Source organism: Rouxiella sp. Mn2063 (genome assembly GCF_049319665.1).
Lineage (GTDB): Bacteria > Pseudomonadota > Gammaproteobacteria > Enterobacterales > Enterobacteriaceae > JBMOUD01.
Map to the genome: position 1 here is coordinate 293376 of NZ_JBMOUD010000005.1, position 15364 is coordinate 308739.

The 15364-nt window shown below is 49.4% G+C and carries 11 protein-coding genes; 7 read left to right on the forward strand and 4 right to left on the reverse strand.

From position 1 onward, the window contains the following. The first annotated feature begins 34 nt into the window (after positions 1-34). Entirely contained in the window at positions 35-799 is a 765-nt protein-coding gene (gene pnuC / locus ACL9RG_RS10695; RefSeq protein ID WP_422792582.1) for a nicotinamide riboside transporter PnuC, read from the forward strand. 113 nt (positions 800-912) lie between these two features. Here pnuC and ACL9RG_RS10700 read toward each other — a convergent pair whose 3' ends face one another. Further along, entirely contained in the window at positions 913-1611 is a 699-nt protein-coding gene (locus ACL9RG_RS10700; protein ID WP_422792583.1) for an acid phosphatase, read from the reverse strand. A 331-nt stretch (positions 1612-1942) separates the two neighbouring features. On the opposite strand from ACL9RG_RS10700, the gene bglX reads away from it, so the two are divergent. Then, positions 1943-4237 carry a beta-glucosidase BglX gene (gene bglX, locus ACL9RG_RS10705; RefSeq protein ID WP_422792584.1) on the forward strand — a complete coding sequence of 765 codons (2295 nt, stop codon included), beginning with the start codon at positions 1943-1945 and terminating at the stop codon, positions 4235-4237. Positions 4238-4474: 237 nt separating this feature from the next. Next, positions 4475-6511 carry an FAD-dependent oxidoreductase gene (locus ACL9RG_RS10710; RefSeq protein ID WP_422792585.1) on the forward strand — a complete coding sequence of 679 codons (2037 nt, stop codon included), beginning with the start codon at positions 4475-4477 and terminating at the stop codon, positions 6509-6511. 240 nt (positions 6512-6751) lie between these two features. On the opposite strand, the gene rlmG is transcribed toward ACL9RG_RS10710, so the two are convergent. Together rlmG and hxlB are read right to left on the reverse strand one after the other, a co-directional pair. Further along, positions 6752-7885: a 23S rRNA (guanine(1835)-N(2))-methyltransferase RlmG gene (gene rlmG / locus ACL9RG_RS10715; RefSeq protein WP_422792586.1), complete on the reverse strand. Its 1134-nt coding sequence runs from the start codon at positions 7883-7885 to the stop codon at positions 6752-6754. 200 nt (positions 7886-8085) lie between these two features. Continuing rightward, a complete protein-coding gene (hxlB, locus tag ACL9RG_RS10720) occupies positions 8086-8649 on the reverse strand; it encodes a 6-phospho-3-hexuloisomerase (protein WP_422792587.1) in 564 nt (187 codons plus the stop codon). A 219-nt stretch (positions 8650-8868) separates the two neighbouring features. Here hxlB and ACL9RG_RS10725 point away from each other — a divergent pair, with 219 nt between their 5' ends. From ACL9RG_RS10725 to ACL9RG_RS10740, 4 genes are all read left to right on the forward strand, one after another. Beyond that, on the forward strand, positions 8869-9375 hold the full coding sequence (locus ACL9RG_RS10725; protein ID WP_422792588.1) for a M48 family metallopeptidase: 507 nt from the start codon (positions 8869-8871) through the stop codon (positions 9373-9375). Between the two features lie 17 nt (positions 9376-9392). Then, complete coding sequence (locus tag ACL9RG_RS10730) at positions 9393-10421, forward strand: Gfo/Idh/MocA family protein (protein WP_422792589.1); 1029 nt, start codon at positions 9393-9395, stop codon at positions 10419-10421. Next, positions 10418-11164, forward strand: coding sequence for a glutamine amidotransferase (locus tag ACL9RG_RS10735; protein WP_422792590.1), 747 nt, complete (start codon positions 10418-10420; stop codon positions 11162-11164). The genes ACL9RG_RS10730 and ACL9RG_RS10735 overlap by 4 nt, the downstream gene beginning before the upstream one ends. Positions 11165-11472: 308 nt before the next feature. Continuing rightward, positions 11473-12441 carry a TerC family protein gene (locus ACL9RG_RS10740; RefSeq protein WP_422792591.1) on the forward strand — a complete coding sequence of 323 codons (969 nt, stop codon included), beginning with the start codon at positions 11473-11475 and terminating at the stop codon, positions 12439-12441. A gap of 64 nt (positions 12442-12505) precedes the next feature. Here ACL9RG_RS10740 and ACL9RG_RS10745 read toward each other — a convergent pair whose 3' ends face one another. Beyond that, positions 12506-14902: a beta-N-acetylhexosaminidase gene (locus tag ACL9RG_RS10745; RefSeq protein ID WP_422792592.1), complete on the reverse strand. Its 2397-nt coding sequence runs from the start codon at positions 14900-14902 to the stop codon at positions 12506-12508. Between the last annotated feature and the right edge of the window lie 462 nt (positions 14903-15364).

The window sequence follows — 15364 nt, forward strand, 5'->3', positions numbered from 1 at the left end:
CCGACAAATAATTTTGTAATCAGAGGTAGGCGCTATGCTTTCTTTTTTCAGTATTCATAACATCATGGTCAGCATTCCCTTCGGCACCGAGGCTTATCAGCTTTCATGGATCGAGGCGGTTGGTACATTATTTGGATTACTTAATATCTGGCTGGCAAGCCGTGAAAAAACCATTAACTATCTATTCGGCCTGTTAAATGTCACGCTGTTTACCGCGATCTTTTTCCAAATCCAGCTTTACGCCAGCATGATGTTGCAGGTGTTTTTCTTTGTCGCCAATGTCGTGGGATGGATCATTTGGTATAAAGACGATCAGAAAGAAACATCAGAGATCAAAATACGCTGGTTATCGCTGGAGAAATTTATTATCACGGCCGTTATCAGCGTGGGATTCATTGCATTAATGACCTTTAAAATTAATGCTATTTTCTCCATGTTGACCGACTTTGCTTTCTGGCTTCTCTCTAAATTAGGCATCAATGCGACTGAACCGACATTGATCCCAGACTCTTATCCGCTTTCGGACTCAACAATTCTGGTGCTGTCGATTGTCGCCACGGTATTGATGATCAAAAAATACGTAGAAAACTGGATCATCTGGTGTGCGCTGGATGTGATAAGCGTTGTGCTTTATGCCGTTCAGGGCGTTTATGTGATGTCTCTGGAATACCTGATTTTGATTGGCATCGCTGGATTCGGCTCCTGGGCATGGATCAAGTCAGCCAAAGAGCACGGCTCTCAACCACTGCGCCCAGCCGCGAGCCCCGATGCGAAAAAACAGTATGCTAATGTGAAATAGTCCTTTCACTACCGACTTAAATACCGACAAAATAAAACCCCGACCATCAATGGCCGGGGTTTTATTTTACTTATATATAATCTGCTTATATCTAAGCAGCGACAGCAAATTTCTTATTTATAACCCAGCTCTGCGCGCAGTTCTGCTTTTGCGGCATCATATTCTGCGTTGAATTCTGGCTTCTCAAACATTTTTTGTACCATCAATGCAGCACCGGTACGGCTCATTACGGTATCTGAACGATAATGGAAACCAGCGACCAGGCGGTTATTGGCATAGTCAGCCGCGCGGGTAAACAGCTCGTTACGCTTCTCAGGCACCATATCGCCTAACAACGTCGCCATAGAGTAACCCAAGGTCGAGTGGCCTGAAGGCCAGGAGCCTGATTTAGATTTTTTCAACAACGGGTGCAGTTGGTCTGACACCATGTAAGGGCGTGAGCGATTGAAGAATTTTTTCGGCAGGTCGTCGATAACATCTTCGGTGGCAACGACACGGGCGAAGAAAGCGGCAACTTTTGGTAATTTCTGCTCGTCAAATTTTGGGCCCATTACGTCAGCAAAACGCCAGACATTCTCTTGTGCATCAGCAATCGCGGCTTTCTCTTGTGCCGGGGTTCGCGTGGCCTGAATTTCCAACAACTCAGCAATTTCTGCTTTGGTTTGCGCGGAATCATTGGCCGGAGGTGCTGGCAAATACTGGGTCAGGTCCAAATCATGAGTGGTAATAAACGGTTTGGCTTCTTCGGCAGCCTGAACATTGAAGATCGAACCGGCACAAAGAAAAGCTAAGACAGCAGCAAAATTACGCAAGATAAAGACCCCTAACAGAGACAATAAAAATTTAGCAGGAGTCTAGAGGCCCTACATGACAGCCTTATGACAGGCTCGTCTGTACCCATGCTGCATGCTATTGTTATCGTACAAGTTGTGATAGGCGGCAAAAAACTAGCAATCTGATAACGCTATTCTGTTTTCTATTAATATAGATTCCAATCAGGTGAGCTAAGGTACTATAGACACATCTCTATTACTTATCACCGAGCGGGCATTACTCCTGCTCTACTAAAAATGAGCGTTATTTACTTACTTATTAGCTTCCTCTTTTAATGGCTGGCTAATCTTTTTGGCTAAAGGAAATCTGATGACTACCCACCACGTGATTGGTGTTTTGGCTTTATTTGTTAGCGCGTCAATTTACGCACAAGATAGCGGCGGGATCCCGCAAAATCAGGTGAAAGAGAAAAATGCATTTGTCTCACACCTGATGAAAGAGATGACACTGGATGAAAAAATTGGTCAGTTGAATTTAGTTAGCGTCGGCCCAGATTATACTAAAGAAGCTATTATGGCCGATGTCCGCGCAGGCAAAGTCGGCGGTATGTTTAATACCGTCACCAAACCCGACATCCGCCGTATTCAGGACCAGGTGCAATATAGCCGCCTAAAAATCCCTTTGTTCTATGCCTACGATGTGGTGCATGGCCAGCGTACCGTATTCCCAATTAGCCTCGGATTAGCGGCAAGTTGGGATCTCAACGCCGTAGCCACCAGCGCGCGTATCTCTGCTGAAGAGACCGCGGCCGATGGCCTGAATATGACCTTCTCACCGATGGTGGATATTACCCGTGACCCGCGTTGGGGCCGCGTCTCAGAAGGGTTTGGTGAAGACACTTACCTGACCTCGCGCATGGGTGCGGAAATGGTCAAAGCCTATCAAAACGGCGACCCGTCGGCACCAGGCAGCATTATGGCTAACGTTAAACATTACGCGCTGTATGGCGCTGTGGAAGGCGGTCGTGACTACAACACGGTCGATATGAGCCTGACCCGCATGTTCAACGATTATATGCCCTCTTACCAAGCCGCACTGGCGGCTGGTGCCGGTGGCGTGATGGTCGCGCTTAATAGTGTTAACGGTATTCCAGCCACTTCCAACGTCTGGCTGCTGCAAGATATTTTGCGCAAGCAATGGCATTTCAACGGATTAACGGTAAGCGATCACGGCGCCATTGGCGGGTTGGTCAAACACGGCGTAGCGCAAGACGATCGCCAAGCTGCCATGATGGCGTTGAAAGCCGGTGTCGATATGGATATGGCCGATAATATGTACGGCAAATATCTCAAAGGCCTGCTGAAAGATGGTCTGGTCACTCAACAAGAGATCGACCGTTCGGTGCGTCACGTGCTGGATGCCAAATGGGATATGGGCTTATTTGCCGATGCTTATCGTCATTTGGGCCCCGCCTCGAGCGACCCGGCAGATACCAATGCAGAAAGCCGTTTGCATCGCCAACAGGCACGCGAAGTCGCACGTACTTCATTGGTGCTGTTGAAGAATGATAAAGACACGCTACCGCTGCAGAAAAAAGGCACCATTGCGCTGATCGGCCCATTGGCCGATAGCCAACGCGATATTATGGGCAGTTGGTCGGCGGCTGGCGTTGCTAAACAAGCCGTGACGGTATTGAAAGGCATGCAGGATGCCATCGGTGATAAAGCCACACTATTATACGAGCGCGGCGCTAACGTAACCGACGATAAAGATATTGTCGATTACCTGAATACTTACGAACAACAAGTGGTACCAGACAAACGCACGCCACAGCAGATGATTGATGATGCGGTAAAAATCGCCGATAAATCTGATGTTGTCGTCGCCGTAGTGGGCGAAGCACAAGGTATGGCCCATGAAGCTTCTAGCCGTTCTGATATCAGCATTCCAGAAAGCCAACGTAATCTGTTAAAAGCACTGAAAGCTACCGGCAAGCCGTTAGTGATCGTGCTGATGAACGGCCGTCCGTTGACGCTGAATTGGGAAGCTGAAAATGCTGATGCGATGCTGGAAACTTGGTTTAGCGGCACCGAAGGTGGCAATGCCATTGCCGATGTACTCTTTGGCGATTACAACCCATCGGGCAAGTTGCCGATGACCTTCCCGCGCTCTGTGGGGCAAATTCCACTGTATAACAGCGTGCTGAATACCGGCCGTCCGTTTAACCCGAAAAAGCCGGAGAAATACACCTCTCGCTATTTCGATATTACCAACGGACCTCTGTATCCGTTTGGCTTTGGTCTGAGCTATACCCAGTTCAGCGTCTCGGATATTACGCTCTCTTCAACCACGCTCAACGCTAAAGGTCAGTTGACTGCCAGCGTGATGGTGAAAAATACCGGTAAACGCGCCGGGGCAACCATCGTGCAGCTCTATCTGCAAGATGTCACCGCCTCGATTAGCCGCCCGGTGAAGGAGCTGAAAAACTTCGAGAAAGTTGAGTTAGCCCCGGGCGAAGAAAAACGCGTTAGCTTCCCTATCGATGAAAAACAGCTGCGCTTCTACAATACCCAGTTGAAATGGGCCTCTGAGCCAGGCAAATTCAATGTCTTTATCGGGTTAGATTCACAAGATGTGCAGCAAAGCTCATTCTTGTTGGAATAAAATCCCCACGTAAATAATGAGCCGCCTGCATGAAATTAATGCAGGTGGCTCAATCAATAACAGAATCCCCATCTATCCCCTTCCAAATTAACCTGATGATTTCACGCTATAAAAATCCATAATTAGGTGAATTTTTTTATTTTGAGCTTGCTCACACTCCCTTCAACCTTACTTTCGTAATGGGTTGTCTTAGGCTAGATTGATATTATCTCATCCGACCACTTAGCCGAGCCTATTATGACCGATACCGCCACGACGACATTTCCTCACCTGTTGGCACCGTTGGATTTAGGGTTTACCAGCCTGAAAAATCGCGTGTTAATGGGCTCAATGCATACCGGCCTTGAAGAGCATGAAGACGGTTTTCAACGCATGGCGGCGTTTTACGCCGAGCGGGCCAAAGGCGGCGTAGGACTGATTGTTACCGGCGGGATTGCGCCCAACCCACAAGGCGCGACACATCGCGGCGGCGCAGTGTTTGATCACCCTTCACAAGTCGCAGGCCATCGACTGGTCACTGATGCAGTACATCAGGCTGGCGGCAAAATCGCGCTGCAAATTTTGCATACCGGTCGTTATAGCAAGCAACCAGATTTAGTCGCGCCTTCCGCTGTACAAGCGCCAATTAATCGCTTTGTTCCGCAGGCACTCAGTGAAGAACAAATTGAACAAACCATTGCTGATTTTGCTCACTGCGCCGCACTGGCACAGCAGGCAGGTTATGACGGCGTCGAGATCATGGGTTCGGAAGGTTATTTGATTAATCAGTTTTTGGTGCAGCGCACCAATAAACGCGAAGACCGCTGGGGCGGCAGCGTAGAAAACCGTCGACGCTTTGCACTGGAAATCTTACGCCGCGTGCGCCAACGCTGCGGCGAACACTTTATTATTATCTATCGTCTGTCGATGCTCGACCTAGTCGAGGAAGGCTCCGACTGGCAAGAGGTCGAGGAGTTGGCACTGCTAGTAGAGCAAGCTGGTGCCACTTTGATCAACACGGGGATCGGCTGGCACGAAGCGCGGATCCCAACGATCGCCACCATGGTGCCGCGCGCTGGTTTTAGCTGGGTCACGCAAAAGCTGATGGGCAAAGTCAGTATTCCGCTTATCACCACCAATCGAATTAACGATCCTGCTGTGGCAGAGGAAGTACTAACCTCCGGCTGTGCCGATATGGTGTCGATGGCGAGGCCTTTCTTAGCCGACGCTGAGTTTGTAGTGAAAGCGGCACAAGGGCGAGCCGATGAAATCAATACCTGCATCGGCTGTAATCAGGCTTGTCTGGATCAGATTTTTGTCGGTGAACTCACCTCTTGCTTGGTTAATCCTCGCGCCTGCCGTGAAACCGAAATGAACCCTCTGCCCGCATCGCAACCCAAACGCATTGCAGTAGTTGGCGCTGGCCCCGCAGGGCTATCTTTTGCCACTACAGCAGCCGCGCGTGGTCACCACGTCACGCTCTTTGATGCCGATGATAAGATTGGCGGTCAATTTAATGTCGCCAAACAGATCCCCGGTAAAGAGGAGTTTTATCAGACGCTGCGTTATTTCTCGCGTCAACTGGGCCTGCTCAAGGTCAGCCTGCGATTAGGGGAAAGAGTACAAGCCGAACAACTGACAGGTTATGACGAGGTGGTGCTTGCCAGCGGTATTGCACCGCGTCTGCCAGATATTCCTGGAATCGATCACCCCAGTGTTCTGACTTATCTTGATGTATTGCGCGATAAAAAACCGGTGGGTAAGCGCGTCGCGATTATCGGTGCTGGCGGTATTGGCTTTGATACTGCGGAATACCTCAGCCAATCTGGCTTATCGACCAGCCTGGATAGTGCAGCATTCAGCCATGAATGGGGAATCGATCGTGACCTGACTCAGCCCGGCGGCTTAGCGCCAGGCGGCCCACAGCCAGAAACCTCACCGCGTGAGATAACCTTGTTACAGCGTAAAAATACCAAAGTAGGCGCTGGGCTGGGGAAAACAACTGGCTGGGTGCATCGAGCGAGTCTGCTCAATCGTGGCGTCAAGCTATTGAATGATCTAAATTATCATTCAATAGACGATGAAGGTTTGCATATTTTATATCAGGGCAAACTACAGACGTTAGCGGTGGATAATGTGATTATCTGCGCCGGGCAAGAACCCTGCCAAACGCTGCTGCAACCTTTGCAGGCAATGGATAAAAGGGTGCATCTGATTGGAGGAGCGAGTCTGGCGGTCGAGTTGGATGCCCGTCGCGCTATTGATCAGGGAACCCGGTTAGGATTGGAAATCTAGCTTTAGCCATCGAAGGGCTGATTATGTGGGTATTGTGCAAGTTCGGTCGCCTGTAATATATCAGCGCTGGTGAACGCGACCGGCAAGGGCCTCACGGGTCGGCTGAGGCGGGCGTCCTGCCCGTCTCAACCTAAAGCAGACGTCTTGTCTGCTTTCCCCTGGCCTCATTCGTTCGCTTGGCCGACAAGATGCGCTATTGAAGGTCAAGGACTTAAGGTCAAAATAGAGGCTATCTCAGTCTTATCGTGGCGATTTAATCGAGCTCAAAATGACGAACTTTTGATTGGTGGCAATAGTCGTGCAGTTGCCGAACAGGCGGCGCAGTTTCTGGTAGTAATCCAGATGACGGTTACCAACAATGCGCAGTTCACCACCGACTTGCAGACAGCGTTTAGCATCGCAGAACATACGCCATGCGGTGTCATCGCTAATGACATGACCCTGATGGAACGGCGGGTTGCACAACACAGCATGTAGGGTTTCGCGCTCAACACCAGCCAACATGTTATTCACGTCAAACCCACAACGTGCCATATCTTGCGGCAGGTTATTTGCTACGTTTTCGCGACTCGATTCCACCGCCATATAAGATTCGTCAACAAACAGCATTTCTGCTTCTGGGTTCAGCGCCAACGCAGTGAGACCGATAACACCGTTGCCACAGCCAAGGTCAGCAATACGCCCTTCAATACCATCCGGTAAATGCTGCATAAAGAAGCGTGCACCAATATCTAATCCAGTACGGGAGAAGACATTCGCATGATTGGTGATACGCATATCGCTGCCATCCAACGCCCAATCGCTGGTCACTCGCTCAACGCTGTCGGCCTGTTTTTCCGGCTGGCAGTGAATCAGACGGGCTTTTTTCCATGCCAGACTGGTCTTGGTGGTACCGAGGATGTTTTCAAACAGCTGCAGCGTTGAAGTATGGATATCACGCGCTTTAGCACCGGCAATAATCTGCGTATCTGGTGCCACAACCGCACGCAGCGCCAGCAGTTGTTGCTCTAGCAGTGCCAGCGTCTTGGGCACTTTGATAATGACCAGTCCTGGTGCCGCTGGCAGCGGGTCGAGGCTGCTTTGCAATGTAACTTGGCTGTCATCCAAACCATTAAGACGCAAGTTATGACGGGTGGCTAGCTGGCTCATATAAGAGTCGCTGATGCTCACTGGCGAGAACGCCTGCAACGCACAAGATAACGTGCCAAAGGCATCGTTAAAAATCAGTAGCGGACGGCCATTGAGTGTCTCGGTGCTTAGGGTTTGCAGCAGGTATTCATCAGCGGCTTCCCAAGCTTGCAGCGTGGTGGACTCTTCTTCCAGCGGATAACGTTCCAGCTCAAGTTGCAGTTCACCCAGTTCGAATTGGCTCATTGGCCCTCCTCAATATTCAATTTGCGCTGTTTATCCCCTAAATCGTGCGATCAGTAAAATGTTTTTTCAGTTAAAACGGCATTATTCGCGATAGTTTGGTACTTCATCGCCATAACTTGATGAAATTAAGGGGTGGCAGAAGGGAAAGAAAAAAGATGAATGGCGTAAAGAGTCGGGCGGATTAGATACCGCCCCCATTTTTATTCTAAATCAGCGTGTCGCTCAAACATTGTGGCAGAGGTTTCTCCCAGTTCGTCCATGAGCGCAAGCACAATGGCATCATAGACGAGAAAGCAAAGCTGTTCGAAGGCCGATCCCATCGGCTGAATAGACGTAATATCAACACCTTGATGCTTAAGTTTGGGAGAAACACCAGGCAACATCACGACTGTATCAGCCTGACGCGCAATCGTGGAGGTGCGGTCCATCGTGATAACGGCCAGATTAACCTTGGCAGCTTTAGCTTTCGTGGCTAATGCCACCAAACTACCGGTCTCCCCAGAACCAGAAGCGATGATTAACAGATCTCCCGCTTTGGTATGTGGTGAGCTGATTTCCCCCACCAAGCTGATATCAAACCCCAGATGCATTAAACGATTAGCGAAGCCTTGTACCCCAATACCACTGCGCCCCGCTCCTGCCAGGAAGATATGTTTTGCCTGGCGGATAGATTTTATAATCTCGTCTAATTCGGCATCTTCAATATATTGCGAATTATGCATCAACTCAGAAATAATTTGCTGAGTGAAATTACGGATACTCATGTTTTACCCTCATAAGACTATACATTTCATAAACACTTGCAGTTGCTTGAGGCGGTAAGAGAGAAAATCTCGATGAGCTTACTACGGACAAGTAGTTTGAGGGAGCAAAATGGCACGCTCATTTATATAACCGTATCGCCGCTTGAAGGATCCAGCGAGAGAGGTGGTATCATCCGCTGATGATGAAAAAGGTGGCAATATGAATATATGGGTGTGGTTATGGCTGAACTGACATATTTGCAGGGCTATCCTGAAGCATTACAAGCTCAGGTACGCCAATTGATTGATCAGAAACGCCTTGGTAGTGTCTTGCTTTCGCGTTATCCGCAACCGCACGAACTGACCACTGATAAATCGCTGTATCAGTTTACTCTCGGACTAAAAAACCAATTTTTGCGCAGCTCATCGCCGCTGAGTAAAGTGGCCTACGATAATAAAATCCATGTAATGAAACATGCGCTGGGCCTGCACACCGCGATCTCACGGATCCAAGGCGGTAAGCTTAAGGCCAAGGCAGAAATCCGCGTGGCAACCGTGTTTAAAAGTGCCCCAGAAGCATTTCTGAAAATGATCGTGGTACATGAGTTGGCACACTTGAAAGAGAAAGACCATAACAAAGCTTTTTACAGCTTATGCTGCCATATGACGCCGGATTATCATCAATTGGAGTTTGATACGCGCATGTATCTGACCCATTTGGACTTGTTCGGCAAACTTTATGATTGATTTACTGGAGTGAATGCATGATTCGGTTTGCTGTTATCGGTACCAATTGGATCACTGAACGTTTTATTGATGCCGCTCATGAAAGCGGAAAAATGAAACTAACGGCGATTTATTCTCGCCACCTCGATAATGCAAAAGCCTTCGGGGAAGAGTATCCAGTCAGTCACTATTTTGATTCGCTCGATGCGTTAGCAAGCTCTGATGTTATTGATGCCGTATATATTGCCAGCCCCAATTCTCTGCATTGCCAACAGGCACTGCTGTTTCTTAGCCATAAAAAACACGTCATTTGTGAGAAGCCTCTTGCCTCAACAGAGGCCGAAGTCAATAGCATGATTGCCTGTGCCAAAGCGCACGACGTCGTGCTGTTTGAGGCCTTTAAAACTGCCTATCTTCCTAACTTTTTGCATGCCAAAAGTACGCTTGAGCGCATGGGAAAGCTGCGTAAAGCAGTATTTAATTTCGGCCAATACTCGTCACGCTATCCACGCTATTTAGCCGGTGAAAACCCCAATACTTTTAATCCTGAATTCTCTAATGGTTCGATTATGGATATTGGTTATTACTGCCTGGCAAGTAGCGTGGCGCTATTTGGCGAGCCGCAATCGGTCATTGCTACTGCGACGTTGTTAGAAAGCGGTGTCGATGGGCAAGGTAGCGTGCTGCTCAACTACGAAAATAGTGAAAGAGGCAGCTTTGAAGTGGTGATTAACCATTCCAAAATTGCTGATTCTTATCTGCCAAGCGAAATCCAGGGCGAAGAAGCCACGTTGTTAATCGATAAAATCTCTACCTGTCCAACCTTGAGTTTTTATCCGCGGGCAAACTCTGGCAATGCACAAGATAGTAAGAAGCTGGATATTTCTCAGTTGCAGCACATTAATACGATGCTATACGAAGCGGAAACCTTTTCTCTGTTGGTAGAAAACCAGTTTATCGACCACCCAGGGTTGCAAGTCTCACGCATTACCGCCAAGTTACTCGATGAGATCCGCCGTCAAACCGGTGTGATCTTCCCGGCAGACAGTCATCAGGAGCTTAAATGAGTCAATCATCGCAGAAACCGCTGGTTATTCTACAAACAGGCAACGCCCCCGATCACATTCGCAATCAGCACGGTAATTTCCCGCAGATGTTTTTGCGACAGGGTAACCTTGATACTCATCAGGTGCAGATTGTTGACTTGCAAGCCGATGAGCGCCCTTTATCACCCGAGCATTATGCTGGCGCGATCATTACGGGTTCACGCAGCATGGTGACAGAGCATTTGGATTGGAGTGAGTTTGCCGCTGATTGGATCCGCCAAGCTATGTTGCTTAATTTGCCGCTATTTGGTGCCTGCTACGGCCACCAGCTAATGGCCTATGCACTCGGCGGAGAAGTCGATTATCACCCTGCGGGACTGGAAGTCGGCACTGTTGAGATTGAGCTGCTGCCTGAAGCGACAAAAGATCCGTTGCTTTGTGATCTGCCAACCCATTTTAATGCCAACTTGATCCACCTGCAGACGGTATTAACGCCTCCGGCGAGTGCCACGGTGCTAGCACGCTCTGCACACGATCCACATCAGATCCTGCGTTACGGCCCAAATGCCGTCAGCACGCAATTTCACCCAGAATTCACCGCAGCAATTATGAAAACCTATCTGCCGTGGTTAAAACAAGTGTCACCAGATGATGGCGTTGATTATGATCATAAATTACAACAGATTAATGAAACGCCATTGAGCCAAGGCTTGCTGCTCGCCTTCACTGAGGCGCTTGGTAAACAGCGCGCATTAGCGGGATAACAGCAAATTATTTCAGCGCGCTTGACGGCTGAAATAATTTGCATTAGTTTTGCACACGCAAAGGGGAGTAACTTCCTAGTCGGATAATCGTCATTACGGTGAATAGAATAAAACAGCTCACGCGCATCTACCCAATCAGCGCCCAAGAGCTTCTACTTCACCCGGTTACCGGGCAGCCCTGATACCAGAATTAATCAGCGTTGTAAGTGAGACCTTGCCGGAAGGCGAGGTTTGCTTATAGCTCAGAGAGAGCGGCTTACGTCTTCTGACGTTGGCCGTTTTTTTTGCTTATTTTTCGAGGTATTAACATGAACTCTGTGGGTAATCCGCTTCTATGGGGCAGCTTTGCCGCAATAGTGGTAGTGATGTTGGCTATCGATTTGCTGCTACAAGGACGCAAAGGCGAACACAGCATGAGTATGAAAAGTGCCGCGCTGTGGTCTTTACTGTGGGTAGGATTGTCATTGCTATTCAGCCTGGGCTTGTGGTGGTATTTCAAAGGCGAATTTGGCCGCGAAATGGCCGATAAACAGACGCTAGCTTTCCTTACTGGTTATCTGCTGGAAAAAGCCCTGGCAATAGATAACGTCTTTGTCTGGCTAATCCTGTTTAGCTATTTCTCAATACCGGCCAGCTTGCAACGCCGGGTGCTTGTTTACGGCGTGCTTGGCGCTATCGTATTACGTACCGGAATGATCTTTGCCGGAAGTTGGTTGGTAACAGAATTCAGTTGGATTTTGTATATCTTCGGCGCCTTCTTGCTATTTACTGGCGTTAAAATGGCGTTATCCAAAGATGATGACGATAATGCCATCGGTGATAAGCCCCTGATTCGCTGGCTACGTGGCCGCATGAGACTGACCGAGGAGCTATCTGGCGATAAATTCTTTGTACGCCGCAACGGCCTGTTATATGCCACTCCACTGATGTTGGTATTGATCATGGTCGAGCTAAGCGATGTTATCTTCGCTGTTGATAGCATTCCGGCTATCTTTGCTGTAACCACCGATCCCTTTATCGTTTTAACTTCCAACCTATTCGCTATTCTTGGCCTGCGCGCCATGTACTTCCTGTTGGCTAGCGTGGCAGAGCGCTTTTCAATGCTCAAATATGGTCTATCGGTCATTTTGGTCTTTATCGGGATCAAGATGCTATTGCTCGATATCATCCATATTCCAGTGGGAATCTCGTTAGGCGTGATCGGGACAATCTTGGCGCTGACGCTGGGGATTAATGCATGGATCAACCATAAGGCCGATCAAAGTAGACATCACTAAGCCCTCATAGTAAAAGGCCCGGAGCAGAAACCGGGCCTTTAGCATGCTCCAAAAACGCTTACACCTACTGACTATTTTTCAGTGCATTCAGCAGATGCTGTAGCGGATAAACGGCCGCAATCACCAGCTCATCTTGTACCACAGCTGCCGCATCTAACTGTTTTTTCGCCTCTTGGCGCTGCTGGGGACTTAGGCCTTTTCCTTGTTGCAATTTGTCCAGCCACAACAATCCTGATGACGCCAGTTGATTGAGCTGGTTCGCCACCGGTTCAATAGGTTTTAGGATAACATTACGCGCCAATAGTGGCTGAACCTGCGCGTTATTCGTCTGCCACTGTGTAAGCTGCCAACGAATGGCGAGCGCGGCTTTTGTATCCTGCGGGTTAGCGACCAAGCGATCTATCTGCTGGCCCAATTCACGCACCACGTTGCTTTCTGCTGGTAGCGCATCGACCAGGCGATTTAGCGGCTCATATTGGTTGTAGTGCCCGGCCTGGAATTTCAAATGCTGGCGGGTGTAATACTGCGCAGGTTCCAGCGCCGTGGAGAGAATTTGTAGCGGCATAATATCGCTACTGCCAGCCAAACGCGTCATCAAGCGCGCCGATTCCTGATGCTGTTGTAACCCCACCGAGACTACCGACCAAGCGTCAACGGCACCAAGGCGCTGATACATATTATCGACATCCTGCACGTCCTGCGCCGACCACAAACGCTCGGACACCGCAAAAGCACGCGGCCACAATTTTAGATCCAGAATTTGCGAAGTAATATTCTCCTGCCACAGCGCCACTTCGCCACCCAAAATATTTTTCATGCTCTGCGCATCAGGCACAGATGGCATGATGCCTTGCGGTGCTTCCGCCAGCTTCTCAACGCTCGCCGGGTAGCGCACATTACCAATCAGGAAATACCCGCTGGATGGCGCATGCTGTAAATTGAGCGTTGGGCGGGTATCCCCCATCCAGGTATCCACGGCAAAGCTCACCTGTCCATCGCTATTCCAGACGATATCTCGCATCGCACGGCGGGATTTACCGGCGAAATCGATATAGCCCCGCCAACCATTTTTACCGTCAATAAGAGTAAAGCTGCCAGTAACCGGACTGCCTTTCAAACGCGGCATAGTAAAGGCCCAGCTTTGTGCTTTCTCATCAGAGGCTACCAACGGATCAACACCCAATGGTTGCGGTTGAATTTCATTGCGATAGTGATAGGCGCTGCTTTGCGGTTGATCGAGATAGAAACCCGTCGAGAGAATACTTTGATAACCTTGCTGAGCACTGGCACTAAGAGAGTCCGGTCCCTGCCAGGATTGGATCACGCTATCGTGCGGCAAATTGGGTTGCAAAATTTCATCCCATCCCACCATCCGTCGATGATGCTGGTGTAGGATTTTCTGTAAACGTTGATTGAAAAAGGTGTGCAGCGCGTTACTGTCCGCCAGATGATTTTTCGCCATAAAGGCGCGGATAGCCTGCGAGTGCTGCCACTGCGTATCGTTGACTTCATCGCCACCAATATGCAGATAAGGATCGGGGAAAATACGCGTTACTTCGCCGATAATCCGATCTGCGAACTTATAAACTTGTGGATTGGATGGGTCGAGCGTCGGAGGGTGCACGCCCCATTCACGCTGCATTTTATAGGGACCAGGCTCGCTGATTAATTCAGGATAAGCCGCCGCAATAGCCGATGCGTGCCCCGGCATATCAATCTCCGGGACCACCCGAATCCCCAGCGCGGTGGCATAAGCCACCACGTCTTTCATTTGCTCGACCGTATAAAATTGGCCGTCGCTCGCGAGTTGTTGCAACTTTGGATAGTGCTCTGAGGCAAAACGCCAGCCCTGATCGTCCGTTAGATGCCAGTGCAACACGTTAAATTTGGCCGCCGCCATACCGTCGAGCTGGCGTTTAATATCTGTCACCGGCAGGAAATGCCGTACCGAATCCAGCAGCACCCCGCGCCACGGGAAGCGCGGCGCATCTTCAATACTCAGCAGCGGAATAAAGGTATTTTCGCCATCGGTTTGAATCAGTTGCAACAATGTTTCCATCCCGCGCAGCGCACCAAACCGAGTATTAGCCGTCAACATCGCCCCCTGCGGCGTGACATGTAACTGGTAGCTTTCATCGCTATCTGGCATCGGCTGAGCGGCGACTTTTTGTTTAATCATAATGGTAATCGCCGCATGCTTAGCATCTTCGGGCTGCAACACCCACCCGGTTTGCAACTCAATACGATTTCGCCAACGCGGAATATCAGCCTCTAAATCATCGCCGCTAATCGCGATAGACAGCGCATTGCTCAACACCCACTTCCCCTGCTGCGCCGCCAACTCAACCTTTTGCGGCCAAGGCATCAACGGTAAATCTCCCGCCGGTGCGGCATAAGTTGAAGCAGAACAAGCAAGCAACAACGACGAAGCTAACAAACAACGACGAAATGGAAATGGCATGAACACGCTCCCCAGAAGAAGGCGGGCTGAGATTAGCCCTCTGAAAATCATAAAAATTTAATCTTAGGGGAAAAAGTAAATCCAGACCGGGATTTAGACCGGTTTTTTAAAGCAATGACCGTGCTTTAGGGCGGTTTTGTAAAACCAGTAAGGTGAATATTTCGATAATTATATCCAGACCGGAATTTGGGCGGTTTTCTAAAACCAGTAAGGTGAATATTTCGGTTTTTGAAGTGTAGTGATCAATGCGACCCCGCAGCCGAAACCGAGCAAAGGAACGAAGGCGCGTTCCTTCGCAATCCAGCGCCTTTTCCAACCTCGATATCCAGTCCGGCGGAAGCCATGTTTCAGCAGCTTCAGTGATAGCGCAAATGCCAGCCTTCCTGGCTCCCCGCCTCCGGGTTCAAGCCAACGATAAATCCATTGTCTTTCACCACTCCACCGGTGGCATTTTGAGTGCGC

Excerpts from the sequence above, each read along its gene's own strand:
- pnuC (WP_422792582.1), top strand. The coding sequence starts at position 35 with ATGCTTTCTTTTTTCAGTATTCATAACATCATGGTCAGCATTCCCTTC.
- bglX (WP_422792584.1), top strand. The coding sequence starts at position 1,943 with ATGACTACCCACCACGTGATTGGTGTTTTGGCTTTATTTGTTAGCGCG.
- ACL9RG_RS10710 (WP_422792585.1), top strand. The coding sequence starts at position 4,475 with ATGACCGATACCGCCACGACGACATTTCCTCACCTGTTGGCACCGTTG.
- rlmG (WP_422792586.1), bottom strand. The coding sequence starts at position 7,885 with ATGAGCCAATTCGAACTGGGTGAACTGCAACTTGAGCTGGAACGTTAT.
- hxlB (WP_422792587.1), bottom strand. The coding sequence starts at position 8,649 with ATGAGTATCCGTAATTTCACTCAGCAAATTATTTCTGAGTTGATGCAT.
- ACL9RG_RS10725 (WP_422792588.1), top strand. The coding sequence starts at position 8,869 with ATGGCTGAACTGACATATTTGCAGGGCTATCCTGAAGCATTACAAGCT.
- ACL9RG_RS10730 (WP_422792589.1), top strand. The coding sequence starts at position 9,393 with ATGATTCGGTTTGCTGTTATCGGTACCAATTGGATCACTGAACGTTTT.
- ACL9RG_RS10735 (WP_422792590.1), top strand. The coding sequence starts at position 10,418 with ATGAGTCAATCATCGCAGAAACCGCTGGTTATTCTACAAACAGGCAAC.
- ACL9RG_RS10740 (WP_422792591.1), top strand. The coding sequence starts at position 11,473 with ATGAACTCTGTGGGTAATCCGCTTCTATGGGGCAGCTTTGCCGCAATA.
- ACL9RG_RS10745 (WP_422792592.1), bottom strand. The coding sequence starts at position 14,902 with ATGCCATTTCCATTTCGTCGTTGTTTGTTAGCTTCGTCGTTGTTGCTT.